General features: G+C 41.5%; 18 protein-coding genes and 1 tRNA gene. 16 read left to right on the plus strand and 3 right to left on the minus strand.

Annotated features, from left to right (window positions below):
* Positions 1-13 precede the first annotated feature (13 nt).
* On the plus strand, positions 14-124 hold the full coding sequence (locus ACOVQQ_RS09825) for a hypothetical protein (protein WP_421818062.1): 111 nt from the start codon (positions 14-16) through the stop codon (positions 122-124).
* A 166-nt stretch (positions 125-290) separates the two neighbouring features.
* On the opposite strand, the gene ACOVQQ_RS09830 is transcribed toward ACOVQQ_RS09825, so the two are convergent.
* The 3 genes from ACOVQQ_RS09830 to ACOVQQ_RS09840 form a co-directional block, all read right to left on the minus strand.
* Positions 291-482, minus strand: a complete 192-nt coding sequence (locus ACOVQQ_RS09830) for a TlpA family protein disulfide reductase (protein ID WP_421818049.1) — start codon at positions 480-482, stop codon at positions 291-293.
* Between the two features lie 946 nt (positions 483-1,428).
* Positions 1,429-2,049 carry a ribosome biogenesis GTP-binding protein YihA/YsxC gene (gene yihA, locus ACOVQQ_RS09835; RefSeq protein WP_094485941.1) on the minus strand — a complete coding sequence of 207 codons (621 nt, stop codon included), beginning with the start codon at positions 2,047-2,049 and terminating at the stop codon, positions 1,429-1,431.
* Positions 2,049-2,813 carry an alpha/beta fold hydrolase gene (locus ACOVQQ_RS09840; RefSeq protein WP_094485940.1) on the minus strand — a complete coding sequence of 255 codons (765 nt, stop codon included), beginning with the start codon at positions 2,811-2,813 and terminating at the stop codon, positions 2,049-2,051. Before ACOVQQ_RS09840 ends, yihA begins: the two co-directional genes overlap by 1 nt.
* A gap of 233 nt (positions 2,814-3,046) precedes the next feature.
* Here ACOVQQ_RS09840 and ACOVQQ_RS09845 point away from each other — a divergent pair, with 233 nt between their 5' ends.
* The 15 genes from ACOVQQ_RS09845 (at position 3,047) to ACOVQQ_RS09915 (ending at position 19,315) form a co-directional block, all read left to right on the plus strand.
* Positions 3,047-3,514 (plus strand): division/cell wall cluster transcriptional repressor MraZ, encoded by a 468-nt coding sequence (locus ACOVQQ_RS09845; protein ID WP_421818063.1) that lies wholly within the window; start codon positions 3,047-3,049, stop codon positions 3,512-3,514.
* Positions 3,501-4,412, plus strand: coding sequence for a 16S rRNA (cytosine(1402)-N(4))-methyltransferase RsmH (rsmH, locus tag ACOVQQ_RS09850; protein WP_421818050.1), 912 nt, complete (start codon positions 3,501-3,503; stop codon positions 4,410-4,412). The genes ACOVQQ_RS09845 and rsmH overlap by 14 nt, the downstream gene beginning before the upstream one ends.
* Positions 4,409-4,756, plus strand: a complete 348-nt coding sequence (locus ACOVQQ_RS09855; RefSeq protein ID WP_421818051.1) for an FtsL-like putative cell division protein — start codon at positions 4,409-4,411, stop codon at positions 4,754-4,756. The genes rsmH and ACOVQQ_RS09855 overlap by 4 nt, the downstream gene beginning before the upstream one ends.
* Positions 4,747-6,744, plus strand: a complete 1,998-nt coding sequence (locus ACOVQQ_RS09860) for a penicillin-binding protein (RefSeq protein WP_421818052.1) — start codon at positions 4,747-4,749, stop codon at positions 6,742-6,744. Before ACOVQQ_RS09855 ends, ACOVQQ_RS09860 begins: the two co-directional genes overlap by 10 nt.
* A complete protein-coding gene (locus tag ACOVQQ_RS09865) occupies positions 6,741-8,204 on the plus strand; it encodes a UDP-N-acetylmuramoyl-L-alanyl-D-glutamate--2,6-diaminopimelate ligase (RefSeq protein WP_421818053.1) in 1,464 nt (487 codons plus the stop codon). Before ACOVQQ_RS09860 ends, ACOVQQ_RS09865 begins: the two co-directional genes overlap by 4 nt.
* A 3-nt stretch (positions 8,205-8,207) precedes the next feature.
* A complete protein-coding gene (gene mraY, locus ACOVQQ_RS09870) occupies positions 8,208-9,434 on the plus strand; it encodes a phospho-N-acetylmuramoyl-pentapeptide-transferase (RefSeq protein WP_421818054.1) in 1,227 nt (408 codons plus the stop codon).
* Complete coding sequence (gene murD, locus ACOVQQ_RS09875) at positions 9,434-10,768, plus strand: UDP-N-acetylmuramoyl-L-alanine--D-glutamate ligase (RefSeq protein ID WP_421818055.1); 1,335 nt, start codon at positions 9,434-9,436, stop codon at positions 10,766-10,768. The genes mraY and murD overlap by 1 nt, the downstream gene beginning before the upstream one ends.
* Before the next feature lie 4 nt (positions 10,769-10,772).
* Positions 10,773-12,080, plus strand: a complete 1,308-nt coding sequence (locus ACOVQQ_RS09880; RefSeq protein ID WP_421818056.1) for an FtsW/RodA/SpoVE family cell cycle protein — start codon at positions 10,773-10,775, stop codon at positions 12,078-12,080.
* Positions 12,077-13,174, plus strand: a complete 1,098-nt coding sequence (gene murG / locus ACOVQQ_RS09885; RefSeq protein WP_421818057.1) for an undecaprenyldiphospho-muramoylpentapeptide beta-N-acetylglucosaminyltransferase — start codon at positions 12,077-12,079, stop codon at positions 13,172-13,174. Before ACOVQQ_RS09880 ends, murG begins: the two co-directional genes overlap by 4 nt.
* Positions 13,171-14,514, plus strand: a complete 1,344-nt coding sequence (gene murC / locus ACOVQQ_RS09890) for a UDP-N-acetylmuramate--L-alanine ligase (RefSeq protein WP_421818058.1) — start codon at positions 13,171-13,173, stop codon at positions 14,512-14,514. Before murG ends, murC begins: the two co-directional genes overlap by 4 nt.
* Positions 14,501-15,235: a cell division protein FtsQ/DivIB gene (locus ACOVQQ_RS09895; RefSeq protein ID WP_421818059.1), complete on the plus strand. Its 735-nt coding sequence runs from the start codon at positions 14,501-14,503 to the stop codon at positions 15,233-15,235. Before murC ends, ACOVQQ_RS09895 begins: the two co-directional genes overlap by 14 nt.
* 6 nt (positions 15,236-15,241) lie before the next feature.
* Positions 15,242-16,624, plus strand: a complete 1,383-nt coding sequence (gene ftsA / locus ACOVQQ_RS09900; RefSeq protein WP_421818060.1) for a cell division protein FtsA — start codon at positions 15,242-15,244, stop codon at positions 16,622-16,624.
* 28 nt (positions 16,625-16,652) lie between these two features.
* A complete protein-coding gene (gene ftsZ / locus ACOVQQ_RS09905; RefSeq protein ID WP_421818061.1) occupies positions 16,653-18,638 on the plus strand; it encodes a cell division protein FtsZ in 1,986 nt (661 codons plus the stop codon).
* A gap of 115 nt (positions 18,639-18,753) precedes the next feature.
* Positions 18,754-19,206: a GatB/YqeY domain-containing protein gene (locus tag ACOVQQ_RS09910; RefSeq protein ID WP_298142699.1), complete on the plus strand. Its 453-nt coding sequence runs from the start codon at positions 18,754-18,756 to the stop codon at positions 19,204-19,206.
* A 35-nt stretch (positions 19,207-19,241) separates the two neighbouring features.
* Positions 19,242-19,315: transfer RNA gene (locus ACOVQQ_RS09915), tRNA-Arg, on the plus strand.
* Positions 19,316-19,439: the final 124 nt, after the last annotated feature.

The raw sequence follows: 19,439 nt of genomic DNA on the forward strand, positions 1-19,439 counted from the left end.
TCACCAAACTTTAGTGGGCTTAACCGATACGTATTTGCGCGCCACAGCCGATGAACTAATGGCTGATACCATGAGGCAATTCACGGATTATTTTGCAGAGAAATTGAATTTGAAAAAGCCCTGAATCAGTAATTCAGGGCTTAAAATTATTTAACCTCCTCCCAGTTAACAGGTCCAACACTAGCAGATACAATTTTACCCCGTTCTATGAAAATGTTAGTCGGGTAGTATTTGATTTCGCGGGGTGTAAAAGGAAGTTCTAGCGAATCGCAAGTGTAAAAATTCAGTTTTCATGTCTTGTCTTTTAGAAAATCTTGCACTTTTTTCGGATCTTCAAGACTAATAAAAAGAAATTCTTGGTCGCCAAGTTTAGATTTGTATTTCTCAAATTCATCAAACTCAGAAATGCAGGGTTTGCACCAAGTAGCCCAAAAATGAAGGGTGTACGTCTTTCCGTCTTTTAAGTTAATTTTTCTTTCCAAACCGTTTGGATCTAAGACTACAAATTCATTGCGTTCTAAATTATAAAGATTAGCAACTTTCTTAATATCAGAAAAAATGTAAGTACACGGAAGGTTATTTTAAATAAAAAGTAAAACGTACCAACAAAAACAAATGCGATAAGAGTTCTAAATATTAGTTTACTGTTTTTCATTTCTAATGTACAATAGCTACTGCAATACAACTAACGGCTAAGGTAGTGGTGCAACCAGGCCCTCTTTTTCTAAAAAATTCAAATATAGTAGTTTTCCGTTAATTGCTTTACAAATTGAATTATAATTCGGGTCATTTGTGCAAATACTTATGTCGCAATTCATGCAATCATCCATATTTTGTTCACTAGTGCATGCAGCAGTCAGCAGAACTGAATCCGTAGCTCTTACAGGGCAAAGATCATTTCGGATATAAACTCTGTCTTCAATTTCAGTTTCTAGGATTTTTTTTCATGAAAAAGTCTCAAGAAGGTGTATTTCCGCTTTAACAGTATAAGTATTTCGTTAAGCATTTAAACAAGGGCTTGAGGATTATATTGCGCTGCTTTTTCGACATTTTAATATAGGGGTATAAATTCCTGTTTTTAAAGATCGACATAACTTCTTCGATTGTAGTTTGTAATGTATGATTTTCCGACAAAGGAACTATTAAATGTTTGTCACGGCAAACAAACGGCTTTGGATTGTTAATTTTTACCGCTACAAGAAGAGAAATGATTAGTCTTCTTAAAGATGAAATGGCTCTAGACATAAGTTTGGTAGTGCAATGATATTTCTTGCGATTAGATGAAACGGTTAATCCACCAAACTTTAGTGGGCTTAACCGATACGTATTTGCGCGCCACAGCCAATGAATGAATGGCCGATACCACGAGGCAATTCACAGATTATTTTGCCGAGAAATTGAATTTGAAAGGTGGGGTAAATTAATGATTTACCAAAGAGGGTCTTCTTTAAAAAGATCTTGATTTAACTCGTCAATGTATGCCAGAATTTCTTCTCTACCGCGTCCGGTTTCCGATGAGGTCACAAAGTAGGGAGGAAGCTCTGCCCAATTTTCAGCTAGCATTGCCTTTTGGTAGTTCTTTACGGCTTGATCAACTTTGGTCACTCCAATTTTATCCGCTTTCGTAAAAATCATGATGAACGGAATTTGCGATTCGCCCAGATACGTAAAAAACTCTAAGTCGATTTTTTGTGGTTCTAAGCGGATGTCGATCAATACAAAAGCACAAACCAATTGTTCGCGCGTTTCGAAATAATCGGTTATGAATTTCTGAAACGTTGCTTTTACCTTCTTCGAAACTTTGGCGTAACCATAGCCCGGTAAATCTACCAAAAACCAGTTTTCGTTGATTTTAAAGTGATTGATAAGCTGCGTTTTTCCGGGTTTAGCCGAAGTTTTTGCCAAGGATTTATTGCCCGTAAGCATGTTAATCAACGACGATTTTCCAACGTTCGAACGTCCGATGAATGCATATTCGGGAATGCGTTCCGGCGGACATTTAGCAGCCTCCGAATTACTGATGACAAATTTTGCGCTTGTAATTTTCATTAGAAGTTATGCGACTTCAACCAATTGTACATCAGCTTATTAAACTCGTCTGGATGTTCCATCATTGCAGCGTGTCCGCATTTGTCAATCCAAAACAATTCCGAATTAGGAAGTAATTTATTAAATTCTTCTGCCACTTCCGGCGGAGTAACTTTATCGTTTTTGCCCCAAATAATGCAAGTGGGTAAATGCATCTTAGGTAAATCTTTTGCCATATTATGACGAATGGCGCTTTTCGCGATGGTAAGCGTTTTAATCAGTTTTATCCGATCGTTCGCAACATTATACACTTCGTCAACAATTTCAGGCGTAGCAATTTTCGGATCGTAAAATACGTCTTCCGCTTTTTTCTGAATGTAATCTCTGTCGCCACGACGCGGATAACTGTCGCCCATAGCGTTTTCATACAAGCCTGAACTTCCGGTTATTACCAAACCAGCCATTTTCTCAGGATACAACTTTGCATGATACAAGGCAATGTGTCCGCCAAGCGAATTCCCAAGCAAAATCACGCGATCCAAACCTTTATACGTAATAAAATCTTTCACAAACTTTGCAAAAGCACGCACATTCGTTTTCAAAATATTCTGCGTGTACAAAGGCAATTCCGGAATTAAAACGTGATAACCTTGTTGCGGAAAAAATTCGGCAACACCATCAAAATTGCTCAATCCGCCCATTAACCCGTGTAAAATGATAATCGGACGGCCCGATCCGGCTTCGAAATATTTAAACTTCCCTTCTTTCTTAATCGCTTCTTGCATGAACAGTCGGTTATTGGTAGGCTTTTAATTCTGGCAAATATAAGCGATTTACAGGAACATTAATTTTCATTTATTCCCACCACAGTATTTCCCCGTAAACCTCAATAAATGCTCGTTTTTTTAAGAAACGAGATTGTTAAAATGGCACAACTTATTAACAATGTGGGAAATTTTGGGAGTGAGTGGGAATTAATTATTTACTTTTGCTTGAACTGTTTTTTAAGGCTAAAGTGTTGACACCCATTATAGGTACATACGAATGTAAGATAGACGACAAAGGTCGGCTACTTATTCCTTTGGCTTTAAAGAAGCAATTGGCTATCAATGATGGTTTCGTATTGAAACGATCGGTATTTCAGTCCTGTCTGGAGCTCTATCCGATGGCCGAGTGGAATGCCATGATGGCAAAAGTCAATAAACTCAACCGTTTTGTGAAAAAGCACGACGATTTTATTCGTCGCTTTTCGGCTGGCGTACGCTTAACCGATATCGATGTGAACGGGCGTTTGTTGATTCCCAAAGATTTACAAGGGATTGCTCAAATCAAAAAAGACATTGTCTTGTCGAGCGCAATCAACATTATTGAAATCTGGGACAAAGACACGTATGAAAAAGTAATTGCAGATACCGCTGTGAATTTTGCGGATCTAGCTGAAGATGTGATGGGGAATTTGAACGATGGAAGTGATGGATTATCATAATGCCGTTTTACTCGAACAAACAGTTGCCGGGCTTGCTATTAAACCCGACGGCGTTTACGTGGACGTAACTTTCGGCGGCGGCGGACATTCGCGCGAAATCTTAAAATACCTCGGACCGAACGGAAAGTTATTCGCATTCGACCAAGATGAAGACGCTTGGGAAAACCGAATCGACGACGAACGATTTACACTGATACCGCACAACTTCAGACATTTAAAACGATTTTTAAGATTTCACGGAATCACAGAAGTCGATGGCATTTTAGCCGACTTAGGCGTTTCGTCTCATCAGTTCGATGTAGCTGAACGCGGATTCTCAACTCGTTTCGACGCCCCGCTCGATATGCGTATGAGCAAAAGCAACTCAAAATCGGCGTATACCGTAATCAACGAGTACGAAGAGAAAGCACTAAAACATATTTTGTTGGAATACGGCGAGTTAAAATCGGCTCCGGCCATGGCACGAACCATCGTACACCACCGAAACCCAAATCCGATTGCCACTACCGAGCGCTTAAAAGAAGTGCTACGCCCGTTTTATCCAGCACATAAAAGCCATAAAATCTTAGCTCAAGTATATCAAGCCATTCGAATTGAGGTGAATGAAGAAATCGATGTGCTTCGAGAAATGCTCGAACAAGCCGTTGATGTGTTGAAGCCCGGCGGACGCTTATCGGTGATATCGTATCATTCCTTGGAAGATCGTCTGGTAAAACGACTCATCAAAAACGGTCAGTTTGAAGGCGAACCCGAACGCGATTTCTTTGGAAACTTTCAAGTGCCGCTAAAAGCAATCGGAAAGCTAATTGTTCCCGATCAAGCCGAATTAGAAGCCAATAGTCGTTCGCGCAGCGCCAAACTTCGAATTGCAGAAAAAGTTCAAATCGCAAAAAAATGAAAGGGAGTGTTTACAATATCATCAAGGCGCGCTTTCTAGTCAATGAACACGCGACTCGAAATTGGGTATTTATTACCTACCTGATTGTTTTGGCTATGATTATGATTTGGAATACCAATCGTTACGAACAAAAAATCATCCGAATCGCCGAATTGAGTTCCGAAGTGAAAGAACTGCGTTCGGAGTTTGTAGATCGGAAATCGCAATTAATGAAACTCAAAATGGAGTCGACCGTTGCACAAAAGATGGAAAAACGCGCCATCTATCCATCATCGGTTCCGCCAGTAAAAATAAAAGTCTTAAAACCAACCGAAAAAAAGTGGTTTGAAAAACTATGGGAGTAGAACCTAAAAATAATAATTACAGATTGTACGCTGTGATCGCAGGAATGTTGATCGCCGCGATTTGTATTGTTATTAAACTCACAAACATTCAGTGGGTTGAAGGGAACCACTACCGAAAAATCGCAAAGGAAAAGAGTGTAAAAACTTTCGTTATTCCCGCCAATAAAGGAAACGTATATTCCTCCGATGGCAGTTTGCTCGCTACTTCCGTTCCGAACTATACCATTCGATTCGATGCGATGGCGCCTTCCAAAGCCGATTTCGACAAGGAGATCGGACCGTTAGCTGCGGCACTTTCCAAGAAATTTCGAAAGCCAAAATCGGAATATCTCGCAAAGTTTCTGAAAGCGCGTCGTACGGAAAATCGCTATTTGCTTGTTGAAAAAGGACTGTCGTATACCGATTATATGGAAGTTAAAAGCTTTCCACTCTTCAATAAAGGAACGTACAAAGGCGGAATGATCGTTGATCAAAAGACAGTTCGCGAACATCCCATCGGTAAAATAGCCGAACGAACCATTGGTTACGAGCGTGTCGACGGCGACGGTCAGGCGAGAAATGCCGGTATTGAAGGCGCATTTTCGCGTTACTTAAACGGTAAAGACGGTAAGGTTCTCAAACAAAAAATCGCAAAAGGACAATGGAAACCCATTCGTGATAACAATGAAATTGAACCACAAGACGGCTACGACGTTATCTCTACCATCGACGTTTATATCCAAGACATTGCACATCACGCCCTACTAAAACAGCTCGAACATTACAGTGCCGATCACGGTTGTGTGGTAGTTATGGAAACTAAAACCGGCGATGTAAAAGCCATTTCGAATTTAGGGCGCGATTCGCAAGGAAATTATTACGAGAAATTAAATTATGCCGTTGGCGAGTCGCATGAACCGGGATCGACCTTTAAACTACTCGACCTGATTGCCTTACTTGAAGATGAAAAAGCCGATACGAGTTCGGTATACGACAGTAACGGAGGTGTGATTTCCTATCGTGGAAAATTGGTAAAAGATTCGAAGAAAGGTGGTTATGGTAAAATTTCGCTAGCACGTGGTTTCGAAGTGTCCTCAAACACCGTTTTGGTTCAAGCCGTTTACAAAGCGTATAAATCCGACCCAAAGCAGTTTGTTGACCGTATTTACGATTATAAATTACATAAGCCACTGGGTTTACCCTTCGCGGGAGAAGGCCGACCGGTAATACGTACGCCCGACGATCCGAAATGGTCGGCTATTTCACTTCCGTGGATGGCATTTGGCTACGGAGTGGCCGTTACGCCGCTTCAAACGCTAACATTGTACAACGCCGTGGCCAATAATGGCGAAATGGTTAAACCACAATTTGTGAAAGAAATTCGTGAGTGGAACCGCGTGATTAAAAAATTCGATAAAGAAATTATTCATCCGAAAATTTGCTCTGATAAAACCATCGACAAATTACATGCAGTGCTAGAAAACGTAGTAAAACGCGGAACGGCAAGCAGCTTGTATTCGAAAGATTTTTCCATGGCAGGAAAAACGGGAACCGCTCAGGTAGATTACAACAAAGGAGAAGGAAACTTGTATTACACCTCTTCGTTTGTGGGTTACTTCCCAGCCGATAACCCAAAATACTCCTGCATTGTTGTCGTACATAAGCCTAATGTGGCGAAAGGCTATTACGGTGCCGACGTTGCTGGCCCAGTTTTTAAACGAATTGCCCAAAAGATTTTCACCGATTCGCCAACGATGAATAAGATCAAAGGATTGCAAGGAAAATCTAAAAAAGTTGAGCAAGCCTACGAAACGTATATCGCAAAAAGTGCCGACGATCTCAAGCGCATTCCTAACGTGAAAGGTATGCCCGGTATGGATGCAGCAGCACTTTTGGAGAATTTAAAGTTGAAAGTTCGCGTTCGCGGAATCGGAAAAGTGAAAAAACAATCGATTCCACCAGGCGAACCTCTAAAGAAAAACGAAACTATAATATTGGAATTGTCGTGAAAGTATTGAAAGACCTCTTATATAAAGTTAGATTGGAGTCGGTTATCGGAACAACAAGCGTTCCGGTTCAATCGCTTACTTTCGATTCGCGACAAGCTCAAGCCGATTCGCTTTTCTTCGCCGTTTCTGGAACCAAGACAGATGGTCACAAGTTTATCGATCAAGTAATTGCCAACGGTTGTCGCGCAATTGTGTGTGAGCGAGCTCCCGAAAAAATACAGCCCAACGTTTGTTATGCCGTGGTAGGAAGCACAACCGAAGCCATGGCGCAGGTGGCAGCAAACTTTTACGATAATCCGTCGCAACAACTCAAATTAGTTGGCGTAACGGGAACCAATGGTAAAACCACCGTAGCTACGTTACTGCATCAATTATTTCAGCGTGCAGGATTTAAAACGGGCTTGCTATCTACGGTTAAAATTGTGGTCGATTCGCAAGAATTTCCAGCTACGCATACAACTCCAGATTCTATTTCGATAAATAATTATCTACGTCAGATGGTAGATGCCGGCGTCGACTACTGTTTTATGGAAGTGAGTTCGCACGGAATCCACCAAAATCGAACCAAAGGTTTGCGATTTGCCGGTGCTATTTTCACCAATTTGTCGCACGATCACCTCGATTATCACAAAACTTTTAGCGAATACCGCGATGTGAAAAAGAAATTCTTTGATGAATTAGATCGCGATGCTTTTGCTTTGGTGAATATCGATGATAAGAACGGAAACATCATGTTCCAAAACACCGTTGCCGCTCAGCGTACGTATGCACTAAAAACCTTCGCCGATTTCCGAGCACAGATTCTTGAAAATCAGATTGGCGGACTACTCTTAAAAGTAAACAGTAAAGAGGTTTGGGTGAAACTAATCGGGTCGTTTAACGCCTATAACATTCTTGCCATTTACGGAACTGCTGTACTGCTTGGCATGCCCGACGATGATGCACTCCGATATCTTTCTGAATTGGAAAGCGTTTCCGGTAGGTTTCAGTATTTCATTACCGAACAGAAAATCACTGTAATTGTAGATTACGCACACACACCCGATGCCCTAGAAAATGTATTGAATACAATTAACGGTATTCGAACAGGCAATGAAAATTTGATAACCGTGGTAGGTTGTGGCGGTGATCGCGATGCAACTAAGCGTCCGGTTATGGGAAATATTGCCACAAAATTGAGCAACCACACCATTTTTACTTCTGATAATCCACGGACCGAAAATCCAGATTTGATCTTAGCCGAGATTGAAGCTGGTGTGGAACCACAGAATTTCAAAAAATACATTACAATTTCTGATCGAAAAAGCGCAATAAAGTCGGCGATCACGCAATCGAATCCAGGCGACATTATTCTCATTGCTGGAAAAGGACACGAAACGTACCAAGAAATCAACGGCGTAAAATACGATTTCGATGATTTGGAAATCGCTAAAACATTAACCAACCAACTAAACAAATAAGTTATGCTGTACTACTTATTCGATTATCTAAATAACAACTTCAATGTTCCAGGAGCAGGAGTTTTTCAATACATAACGTTTCGTTCAGCTTTAGCGGTTTTGTTGTCGTTGGCCATATCAACCATTTTTGGAAAGCGAATTATCAATTTCCTTAAACATCAGCAAGTCGGCGAAACCGTGCGCGAACTCGGTTTAGCCGGACAAAATGAGAAAGCCGGTACACCAACTATGGGCGGATTAATTATCATCATAGCAACCTTGATTCCGGTTTTTCTGCTGGCAAAACTCGACAACATTTACGTTATATTACTGATAGTTACAACCTTATGGATGGGAACTATCGGGTTTATAGACGATTATATTAAAATCTTCAAGAAAGATAAGCAAGGTTTAAAAGGCATTTTTAAAGTTATAGGTCAAGTAGGCTTAGGTTTGATTGTAGGTACCGTTTTGTATTTACATCCGGGTGTTACCGTTCGAAAAGATCAGCAAGTTAAATATAATTTTGCGTCGGAAACGGCACAGATTTCACCCAAACCTGTTGAAGAAAAATCGACCGCAACAACGATTCCGTTCTTTAAAAACAACGAATTAGATTATGCCGAGGTCTTGTCGTTCCTAGGCGATGGCTACGAGAATTACGCTTGGTTGATTTTTATTCCGGTTGTTATCTTCATTATTACCGCAGTGTCAAACGGCGCTAATTTAACCGACGGAATCGATGGTTTAGCAGCAGGAACCAGCGCCATTTCAGTGATTGCCTTAGGCATATTTACGTTTGTTTCTGGAAACATCATTTTTTCGAGTTATCTGAACATCATGTACATTCCCAATTCGGGAGAAATGACAGTTTACATAGCTTCTTTCGTTGGGGCATTGGTAGGTTTTCTTTGGTATAATTCCTATCCTGCCTCGGTTTTTATGGGCGATACCGGAAGTTTAACCATCGGTGGAATTATTGCGGTTTTGGCTATTTCCGTTCGAAAGGAACTTTTGATTCCGCTTTTGTGTGGAATTTTCTTAGTGGAGAATTTCTCAGTGGTGCTTCAAGTGAGTTATTTCAAGTACACCAAAAAGAAATTTGGCGAAGGCCGACGTATTTTCTTGATGTCGCCGCTCCATCATCACTACCAGAAAAAAGGCTATCACGAAAGTAAAATTGTAACCCGTTTCTGGATTGTCGGGATTTTACTCGCCATTTTATCCATTGTTACGCTGAAACTCAGATAATGAAAAAATTAGTTATTCTTGGCGGAGGCGAAAGCGGTGTAGGAACTGCTATTTTAGGAAAGAAACAAGGTTTTGATGTTTTTCTTTCCGATGGCGGCGCCGTGAAACCACATTACCAAGAAATCTTGAACCTTAACGGCATTCGTTGGGAACAGCAGCAACACACCGAAGCTGAGATCCTTAATGCCACTTTGGTTATGAAAAGTCCGGGAATTCCCGATAAGGCGCCAATTGTTCAGAAAATCCGCGAAAACAAAATACCAGTGGTTTCCGAAATTGAGTTCGCCATTCCGTACACAAATGCAACAATAATAGCCATAACGGGTTCAAACGGCAAAACCACAACCACGCTCTTAACCTATCATTTATTGAAAAATGGAGGTTTACACGTGGGCTTGGGCGGAAACATCGGAAAGAGTTTCGCTTGGCAAGTAGCCGAACAAGATTTCGATTGTTATGTGTTGGAAGTGAGTAGTTTTCAGTTAGATGACAGCTACACGTTCAAACCACACATCGCAATCATTACCAATTTGTCGCCAGACCACTTAGATCGATACAATTATCAGTACGAATCGTACATCGCTTCTAAGTTTAGAATAACTATGAATCAAAGCGAAAACGACTATCTGATTTACGATGCCGACGATGAAACGCTCGTGCAGTTTCTCTCAAAAATCGACACTAAAGCAACTAAAATACCTTTTTCTATAACCAAACCACTGCCTGTTGGAGGTACATTAAACGAGAATACTATGAAACTTAAACTCAACGACGACAATTTTTCTATAGACACCGCGCACCTAGCCCTTGAAGGCAAACACAATGTTAAGAACGCCATGGCAGCTACTTCTGTGGCTATGCTTATGAAGATAAGAAAGGAAACGATTCGTGAGAGTTTGTCGAATTTTCAAGGTGTGGAACATCGATTAGAAAAAGTACTTAAAATTCAAAACGTACAATACATTAATGATAGTAAAGCTACTAATGTAAACGCTACTTTCTTTGCTTTAGACAGCATGACGACTCCAACCGTATGGATTGTTGGTGGTGTTGATAAAGGAAACGATTATACCGAGTTGATGGCTTTGGTTCGCGAAAAGGTAAAAGCTATTATTTGTTTAGGTGTTGATAATCGCAAAATCATCGATGCCTTTGGTAATGTGGTTGAGGTTATGGTAGAAGTGGGATCTATGCAAGATGCCGTTAGAACCGCTCAGAGAATTGCCGAAAAAGGCGATACGGTGTTGTTGTCGCCTGCTTGTGCGAGTTTCGATTTGTTTGAAAATTATGAAGATCGCGGACGTCAGTTTAAACTAGCGGTTCAAAACTTATAATAGTATGTTTAAGTTTATACAGCGTTTAAAAGGAGATAAAGGCATTTGGTCGTTCGTGGCCTTACTTGCCCTATTTTCGTTTATGCCTGTATTTAGTGCCAGTAGTAATCTGGCCTACATGAACCACGGCACCGGAAATACGCTCGGCTACCTCGTAAAACATGCGGTTCATATTGGTTTTGGATTTTGGATACTGTATCAAGTGCAGAAAATTCAGGTGAATCGCTTTAAAGCAATCGCAATTTTGCTGCTTCCCTTCAGTTGGTTACTAATTGCGGCAACCTATTTTATTGGTGTCGAACAAGGTTCAGCTACACGTTGGCTTCGAATACCTGGAACTTCGATAACCTTTCAGCCTTCCACGGCTGCATTTGTGATGTTAATGATGTTTGTGGCGTTTTATCTTTCGCGAAAGCGAGAAGAACCACTCACTTTCAAAAGCACACTCATTAATTTATGGTTGCCCGTTGGCGTCACACTTATGCTGATTCTACCCAACAACTTTTCCACGGCGGCTTTAATCTTTGCGATGGTGCTCATGTTGGCATTTACCGCGAATTACCCGCTGAAGTATTTGTTTGGTGTTGTTGGAATTGGAGTAACGGCTTTTGCGCTATTTATCGCCGTCGGGAAGTTTGTCAATAAAACGCAGCCCGAAGTTAAAACCGGATTGTTTCACCGTGTGGCAACCTGGGAAAAGCGTTTCGAATCGTTTGTAAATGAAGACGAAAAAACCGATGCGCAAAACGACGATTATCAAATAGAAAAAGCCAAAACGGCCATTGCAACAGGAGGTTTATACGGTCTCGGACCAGGGAAAAGTGTACAAAAGAACTTCCTTCCGCAGTCATCATCCGATTTTATCTTTGCGATTATCGTAGAAGAATACGGTTTGCTGGGCGGACTCGCCGTGTTGTCTCTGTACATGTTGCTGTTTTTACGATTCATCATTACGGCACATAAAGCAAAATCAACTTACGGGAAGCTACTTATTATCGGTCTCGGATTTCCCATCATATTCCAAGCGCTCATCAATATGGGAGTTGCTGTACAATTATTGCCCGTAACCGGACAAACCTTACCCTTGGTTTCCAGCGGAGGTAGTTCGATTTGGATGACCTTTTTTGCCATCGGGGTGATACTCAGTGCAACGAAAAAAGAAGAAGAATTTGCAGAAGAACAAGCCGAACGAGATGCTCGTGAAGCGGCGCTCCAAAAACTAATCGACAAACAACTTGAAGAAGAACGCCAGCTTGCCGAAGCCGAAGCCCTTAACGGAGTTGTATCAGAAACTAAAGCCGTTCAATCATGACAAAAGGAAAAAACCATAAACTCAAAGTGATTGTTAGTGGCGGCGGAACGGGCGGCCATATTTTCCCAGCAATTGCTATTGCCGATGAGATTCGTCGCAGAAATCCGGATGCCGATATCCTTTTTGTGGGCGCACGAGATAAAATGGAAATGCAAAAAGTCCCACAAGCCGGATACCCGATAAAGGGCTTGTGGATTGCCGGAATTCAACGCAAACTAACGGTCGACAATCTATTATTTCCCATAAAATTATTGAAATCGTTGATTGACAGCTATCGTATTGTTAAGTCATTCAAACCAGATGTTTGTATTGGAACCGGAGGCTTTGCCAGCGGACCATTATTGCGAGCAGCAGCTTTTGCAGGAATTCCAACAGTTTTACAAGAACAGAATTCATTTCCAGGAATTACCAATAAATGGTTGGCTAAATACGCAGCCGTCATTTGTGTAGCCTACGATAAGCTTGAACGTTTCTTCCCAAAAGATAAGATTCGGCTTACTGGAAATCCGGTACGTCAATCGCTTGTTGCGGCTTCCGAAAAACCAAGTCAAAAGCTCTTTGATAATAACCAACCTACCTTACTGGTTTTAGGCGGAAGTTTAGGCGCCTATGCCGTGAATAAACTGGTAGAAAAACACCTACCACTCTTCAAGAGTCTCGGAATTAACGTATACTGGCAATGTGGTAAAAATTATGAGAGTACATACACTAAATATAACTCCGACGGAATCATAGTTTCGGCTTTTATCGAGTCTATGGAAACAGCCTACAACAATGCCGACATCATTATTTCTCGCGCAGGAGCTTCGTCTGTTTCCGAGCTTTGTTTGGTAGGTAAACCGGTAATCTTTATTCCTAGTCCGAATGTTGCCGAAGATCATCAAACTAAAAATGCACAATCGTTAGTTGATAAAAATGCAGCAATGATGCTCCGCGAAAGCGAACTCGAAACAGCATTCGAAAGTACATTCTCCAATTTGTTCCGCGACAACGATTTGCAAAAGCAATTATCAGAAAATATTAAGCAGTTGGCAATGCCACGAGCTACTCAAGATATCGTCGATTTAATTTTTGAAATCCTGCAAAAGAGATGAAGTTAGCACATATAAAATACATCTATTTCCTCGGGATTGGCGGCATCGGCATGTCGGCTTTAGCAAAATATTTTCACCGTTTGGGAAAACAAGTTTCGGGCTACGATAAAACGCCTTCGGCCATAACCGCCGGTTTACAAGAACTCGGAATTGCTATTTGCTTTTCAGAAGATGTAAGTATCGTCCAGGATTTTAATCCCGATGAAACCTTGGTAGTGCTAACGCCCGCTGTTCCAAAAGATCATGCGCAATGGAACTACTTCCTCACGCATAACTATCAGATCATGAAACGCGCCGAAGTTTTGGGCTTAATAACGCAAGACACCTTTTGTTTTGCTGTAGCTGGAACACACGGTAAAACCACAACTTCCGCTATTTTGGGTCATATTTTGTACACAGCAAAGACCGATGTTACGGCTTTTGTTGGTGGAATTGTTGAGCAATACGGCAGTAATTTAATTGGAACGGGAAAGACAGTTACCGTTGTGGAAGCCGATGAGTTTGATCGTTCTTTTTTAAAACTCTCGCCTGATTTGCTTTGTGTAACTTCTGTAGATGCCGATCATCTGGATATTTACGGAACTGCGGAAAATATAGCCGAAGGATTTAATCAGTTTGCTGAAAAAGTAGCTGCTGATAAACGATTTGTTGCCAAAGGCATTCCCATTGCAGGACATACCATATCGAGCACCGAAAGCGCCGATGTGTCCGCAACAAATATTCGAATCGAAAATGGAAACTATATTTTTGATGTTCGTTATTTTGAAGAGGAAATTCGCGATTTAGAATTTGGACTTCCCGGACGCCACAATCTTAGCAACGCTTTAACCGCTTTGGCTATGGCAAAAGCTTACGGAATTGCTAATGCCGATATTAAACTAGCGTTGAAGAGCTTCCGCGGAATTGAACGCAGATTTTCCCAAGTGTATAAATCAGACGAACGTGTTTACATAGACGATTACGCACACCATCCAACCGAAATTGCAGCCGTGCATCAGGCTTTGCGCGAATTGTATCCGAACGATCGTATTTTGGCCATTTTCCAACCGCATTTGTTCAGCCGAACGCAAGATTTTGGAGCCGATTTCGCGAAGGCGTTAAGTGCGTTTGATGAAGTTGCGTTATTGGAAATTTATCCTGCGAGAGAGCTGCCTATTGCTGGAATAACTAGCTCGTGGTTGCTTTCGCAGATGGAAAACAAACAGGCAGTGTTGATCGAAAAATCGGCGATTCTGGAAACAATACGCCAGTCAAAAGCACGGATTGTTTTAACGATTGGAGCAGGCGATATCGGTGTCTTGGTAAGTGATATAAAAAAGATGTTACATGGAAGCGAGTAAAAAGAGAAATCTGCTATACAACATCCGATTATTTACCATGCTTTTGGTACTGATTGCTTTGTATGCTTTCTCGGTAAACCGCAATAAAAGCCGACAAATTGCAAAGACTTTGGTCTTTTTCGAACCGACAAAAGATCAGTTTATTAGCAAAACGACGGTTAATAAATTGTTAATAGAAAATATTAGAGAGGCAGGAAGCCACGCAAAAGAAAATTTAGATTTGAATCAATTGGAGCACACGCTTAACGCGAATCCAATGATCAAAAAATCAGAAGTTTCGCTGGGAATCGACGGCGTTTTACGAGCTAAAGTTGAGCAACGCGCACCCGTGGCACGTTGGGTAAACGATGGTATGATTTTTTATATTGACGATGCAGGGACTAAAATGCCGCTGTCTGAACTGACTTCGGCGCGTGTTCCGCTTGTTACAGGAGCAATTACCAAAGAAAACACAAAAGACATTTGTGAAGTCTTGAAGTACATCAACGATGATTCTTTTTTAAAGAAAGACATCATCGGAGTAAAAATTGCCCCAAATGGTTCTTTACTGATGTTGAGCCGGAGTTATGATTTTAAAATCGACTTTGGTGAGCCAAAGCACATACATAGAAAGTTTTGCAATTACAAAGCTTTCTATTTTAAAGCAGAAGCCGACAAGAGTTTAGAAAAATACAAGCTCGTTAATTTGAGATTTACAAAACAAGTAGTGTGCACAAAATAAATAGTTATGAGTAACGAAAAAATAGCGGTTGGTTTAGATATCGGTACAACCAAGATTGTAGCCATGATTGGCAAGCGCAATATGTACGGAAAGCTTGAGATTCTCGGAGTAGGGAAGTCGAAAAGTTTGGGCGTTGCACGTGGTGTAGTAAATAACATTACCCAAACCATTCAATCTATTCAACAAGCTGTTGCCGAAGCTGAAAGTGTATCTGGCTACAAAATCAAAGATGTAGTGGTTGGTATTGCGGGTCAGCACATTCGTTCTTTACAACACAGCGATTACATTAGTCGCCCGAATCCAGAAGAAGTAATTGGCGATCAGGATATCGAACAATTAATTGCGCAGGTTCATAAACTAGCAATGTTGCCCGGTGAAGAAATTATTCACGTACTGCCACAAGATTTTAAAATCGATGGTGAAGCCAACATCAAAGAGCCAGTTGGTATGTCGGGTGGTCGTGTGGAATCGAATTTTCACGTCGTTGTAGGTCAGGCGGCAAGCATTCGAAACGTAGGCAGATGCATCCAAAGCAGCGGAATTCAGTTGTCTGGATTAACTCTCGAGCCTTTAGCTTCGGCCGATGCCGTTTTAAGTCAGGAAGAGAAGGAAGCCGGTGTTGCGTTAATCGACATTGGTGGTGGAACTACCGATTTGGCCATTTTCAAAGACGGAATCATTCGCCATACAGCCGTTATTCCTTTCGGAGGAAATGTAATTACCGAAGACATAAAAGAAGGATGTTCGATCATCGAAAAACAAGCAGAACTACTGAAAGTGAAATTTGGTTCGGCTTGGCCAGGAGAAAATAAAGACAACGAAATTGTTTCGATTCCTGGTTTGAGAAATCGCGAACCTAAAGAAATATCGCTAAAAAACTTGTCGAAGATAATTAATGCTCGTGTTGTTGAAATTATCGAGCAGGTTTTCGCGGAAATTAAAGCGTATGGTCACGAGAGTCCACGCAAAAAACTCATCGCCGGTATTGTTTTAACAGGTGGTGGTGCACAACTCAAGCACATCAAACAATTGGTGGAATACATCACCGGTATGGATACGCGAATTGGCTATCCGAACGAGCATTTAGCAGGCGATTCAGACGAGGAAATATCTTCGCCACTTTACGCTACGGCTGTTGGTTTGGTTATGAATTCCATTCGCAATCAAACACAATCAGCTGTGAAGTTTGCTCCGGAAGTTGTTTCAACGCCAAAGCCAGAGCCTTTTGTTGAGGCAGAACCTGTTGCAGCTACTCCAGCCGAGGCAGTTGTTATTGAAGAAACACCGATGGAACCGAAGTCGGCCAATTCAACAGAAGGCAAAATGAAAAAGTCGTTTTTCGACAGATATGTAGAGAAAATCAAGGATTTCCTTGAGAATGCAGAATAATAATTTAGATCAGTAAAATACCCATAATATGGAAAGCAACTCAGATTTTGGAAGTATCGCGTTTGATTTACCAAAAAATCAATCAAACGTAATTAAAGTTATCGGCGTGGGTGGCGGCGGAAGTAACGCAATCAACCACATGTTTAAGCAAGGCATAAAAGGCGTCGATTTTATTGTGTGTAACACTGATTCGCAAGCTTTACAAAATAGCCCGGTGCCCAACAAAATTCAGTTAGGCGTAACATTAACGGAAGGTTTAGGCGCAGGTGCAAATCCAGAAATCGGACAGCAAGCGGCTATAGAAAGCGTCAATGAAATCGAGAAAATGCTGGACAGCAACACCAAAATGGTTTTCATTACTGCCGGTATGGGTGGCGGTACAGGAACCGGTGCTGCTCCTGTAATTGCGAAATTGTCTAAAGAACGCGATATCCTTACTGTGGGAATCGTAACAATTCCGTTTCAGTTTGAAGGTAAAGTACGTCATGAACAAGCACTTGCCGGTGTAGAACGCTTGCGCAAGCAGGTAGACTCGCTTATTGTAATCAACAACAATAAACTGCGCGAAGTTTACGGAAATCTTGGTTTTAAAGCCGGATTCTCTAAAGCAGATGAAGTTTTAGCAACCGCTTCAAGAGGTATTGCAGAAGTAATTACGCACCACTATACACAAAACATCGACTTAAAAGATGCGAAAACAGTTTTGTCGAATAGCGGAACAGCGATCATGGGTTCGGCTACAACCAGTGGCGAAAACCGTGCGAAAGAAGCCATCATTAACGCTTTGGATTCTCCTTTGTTGAATGACAATAAAATTACGGGTGCGAAAAACGTTTTGTTGCTTATCGTTTCGGGTACCGACGAGATTACCATGGATGAAATCGGTGAAATCAACGAGCACATCCAAGCAGAAGCAGGTGGAAATGCCAACATCATTATGGGTGTGGGCGACGATGAGAAATTAGGTGAAGCTATTTCTGTAACCATTATTGCTACAGGTTTTAATGCCGATCAACAAAGTGAAATCGTGAATACCGCTCCAAATCGGATTATTCACACCTTAGAAGACGAGCAAAAATTAACACAGCAATTAACACCAGGTTACGTTTTGCCAACGCCTGTGATAGAAACTCCCGTTGTTTCTGAATCGAAAGTCGTTTTTAATTTAGATGACGAGTTGGTTGAAGAGCCGATTAAAGATGTAACTGCCGCAGTGGAGTTTACACCCGAGATTGTAACGCCAGCTGTTCCCGTAGTAGAAACACCACAGTCGGATTTACTAATTGCTACGACAGAGTTTATCAGAAATATCGATGTAACATTCGAAATTGTTTCTCCATTAGCCGAGCAAGACTTCTTCTTTACACCAACGCAAGTTGTAACAGAAAAACCAGTTGCAAGCGTTGAAAAAGAGCAGATCTCTTTGTCGTTTGACTTGCCGTTAACGCAGCCAGAAAAAACGGAAGCGCCTACCTTACTTTTTGATTTACCTCAGGAAACAAAAGAAATTAAAGTGGTAGAAGCTTTAGAAGTAGTTCCGGTTACCGACGTTACTTCAAATGGTGTAATTGTGCATTCGTTGGAAGAATATATGGAGTTTGAGAACAGCCTACTTCAGAGTCAGCCACAAGCTAAGGCAGAGGAGCAAATTCCGGCAGAATTAAACATTACCTTGAAACAAGTAGAAACCTCTGCAACGCCTGTTCAAACGCCAAGTGCTACGAACCACTCGGCACCTGTTGATATCAATCCGACCGACATGAGTTTGGAGGAAGTGAATCGATTGAAAGCGGAAGAGCGTCGCAGAAAGTTGAAAGAGTTCAATTACAAGTTTCACAGCAACAGTGCGCGCATAGACGAGTTAGAACGCGAGCCGGCATATAAAAGATCGGGTATTGACTTAACACAAGGACCAAACACGAACAGCGCGTCGCGTACTTCGTTGGGAATTGATAGCAATAACGACATACAGTTGCGTTCAAACAACTCGTTTTTACACGACAATGTAGATTAAGTACGTTTATAATTATTAATAGTGAACCCGGAGGAAACTTCGGGTTTTTTTATGGATTTTCAGGTTTTAAAACGCGCGTTAGTTTGCGTACCTTTGCACTTCAAATTTAGAAATCATGAGTTTAGCGGCACAAATTACAGAAGAGTTAAAAACAGCCATGAAAGCTAAAGATACGGTTGCTTTAGAGGCTTTACGTGCTATAAAATCGGCTTTGTTATTAGCCCAAACAGAATCGGGTGCGAAAGAGGATTTGGATCCGTCTGAAGAGATAAAATTGTTGCAGCGTTTGGTAAAGCAACGTAAAGACAGCGCTAGTATTTATACAGAGCAGGGGCGCGCTGATTTGGCAGCGCCAGAATTGGAGCAAATAAAAGTGATTGAACGGTTTTTGCCACAGCAATTATCTGAAGAAGAGGTAGATGCGCGCGTGAAAGCTATTTTAGATGAAAATGGACTATCAGGTATGGCGAATATGGGTAAGGCTATGGGGCTAGTTACGGCAGCTTTATCGGGTCAGGCCGATGGTAAATTAGTGTCGAGTCTTGTTAAAAAACACTTGGGTGCGTAGTTCTTTTTTATAGTTTTGCACTCCTTACATAAGGCGGCCTCGTAGTTCAACTGGATAGAATATCAGATTTCGGCTCTGAGGGTTGGGGGTTCGAATCCCTCCGAGGTCACGAATAAATCAAAAACACGCTAAAATCCGACGAGCTTTGCTCAGTCGGATTTTAGCGTGTTTTTGATTTTCAGCGCGGAGCGCTCAGGGATGTCGCGAGGCACGAGCGAAATCCCTGATTCGTG

Source organism: Flavobacterium sp. (assembly GCF_049240005.1).
Classification (GTDB): Bacteria; Bacteroidota; Bacteroidia; order Flavobacteriales; family Flavobacteriaceae; genus Flavobacterium.

Bases quoted from the DNA above. Each gene is read 5' to 3' on its own strand.
- mraY (WP_421818054.1), top strand. From the start codon at position 8,208: ATGCTGTACTACTTATTCGATTATCTAAATAACAACTTCAATGTTCCA.
- ftsA (WP_421818060.1), top strand. From the start codon at position 15,242: ATGAGTAACGAAAAAATAGCGGTTGGTTTAGATATCGGTACAACCAAG.
- murC (WP_421818058.1), top strand. From the start codon at position 13,171: ATGAAGTTAGCACATATAAAATACATCTATTTCCTCGGGATTGGCGGC.
- ACOVQQ_RS09880 (WP_421818056.1), top strand. From the start codon at position 10,773: ATGTTTAAGTTTATACAGCGTTTAAAAGGAGATAAAGGCATTTGGTCG.
- ACOVQQ_RS09855 (WP_421818051.1), top strand. From the start codon at position 4,409: ATGAAAGGGAGTGTTTACAATATCATCAAGGCGCGCTTTCTAGTCAAT.
- murG (WP_421818057.1), top strand. From the start codon at position 12,077: ATGACAAAAGGAAAAAACCATAAACTCAAAGTGATTGTTAGTGGCGGC.
- ACOVQQ_RS09840 (WP_094485940.1), bottom strand. From the start codon at position 2,813: ATGCAAGAAGCGATTAAGAAAGAAGGGAAGTTTAAATATTTCGAAGCC.
- rsmH (WP_421818050.1), top strand. From the start codon at position 3,501: ATGGATTATCATAATGCCGTTTTACTCGAACAAACAGTTGCCGGGCTT.
- murD (WP_421818055.1), top strand. From the start codon at position 9,434: ATGAAAAAATTAGTTATTCTTGGCGGAGGCGAAAGCGGTGTAGGAACT.
- ftsZ (WP_421818061.1), top strand. From the start codon at position 16,653: ATGGAAAGCAACTCAGATTTTGGAAGTATCGCGTTTGATTTACCAAAA.
- ACOVQQ_RS09895 (WP_421818059.1), top strand. From the start codon at position 14,501: ATGGAAGCGAGTAAAAAGAGAAATCTGCTATACAACATCCGATTATTT.
- ACOVQQ_RS09910 (WP_298142699.1), top strand. From the start codon at position 18,754: ATGAGTTTAGCGGCACAAATTACAGAAGAGTTAAAAACAGCCATGAAA.
- ACOVQQ_RS09860 (WP_421818052.1), top strand. From the start codon at position 4,747: ATGGGAGTAGAACCTAAAAATAATAATTACAGATTGTACGCTGTGATC.
- yihA (WP_094485941.1), bottom strand. From the start codon at position 2,049: ATGAAAATTACAAGCGCAAAATTTGTCATCAGTAATTCGGAGGCTGCT.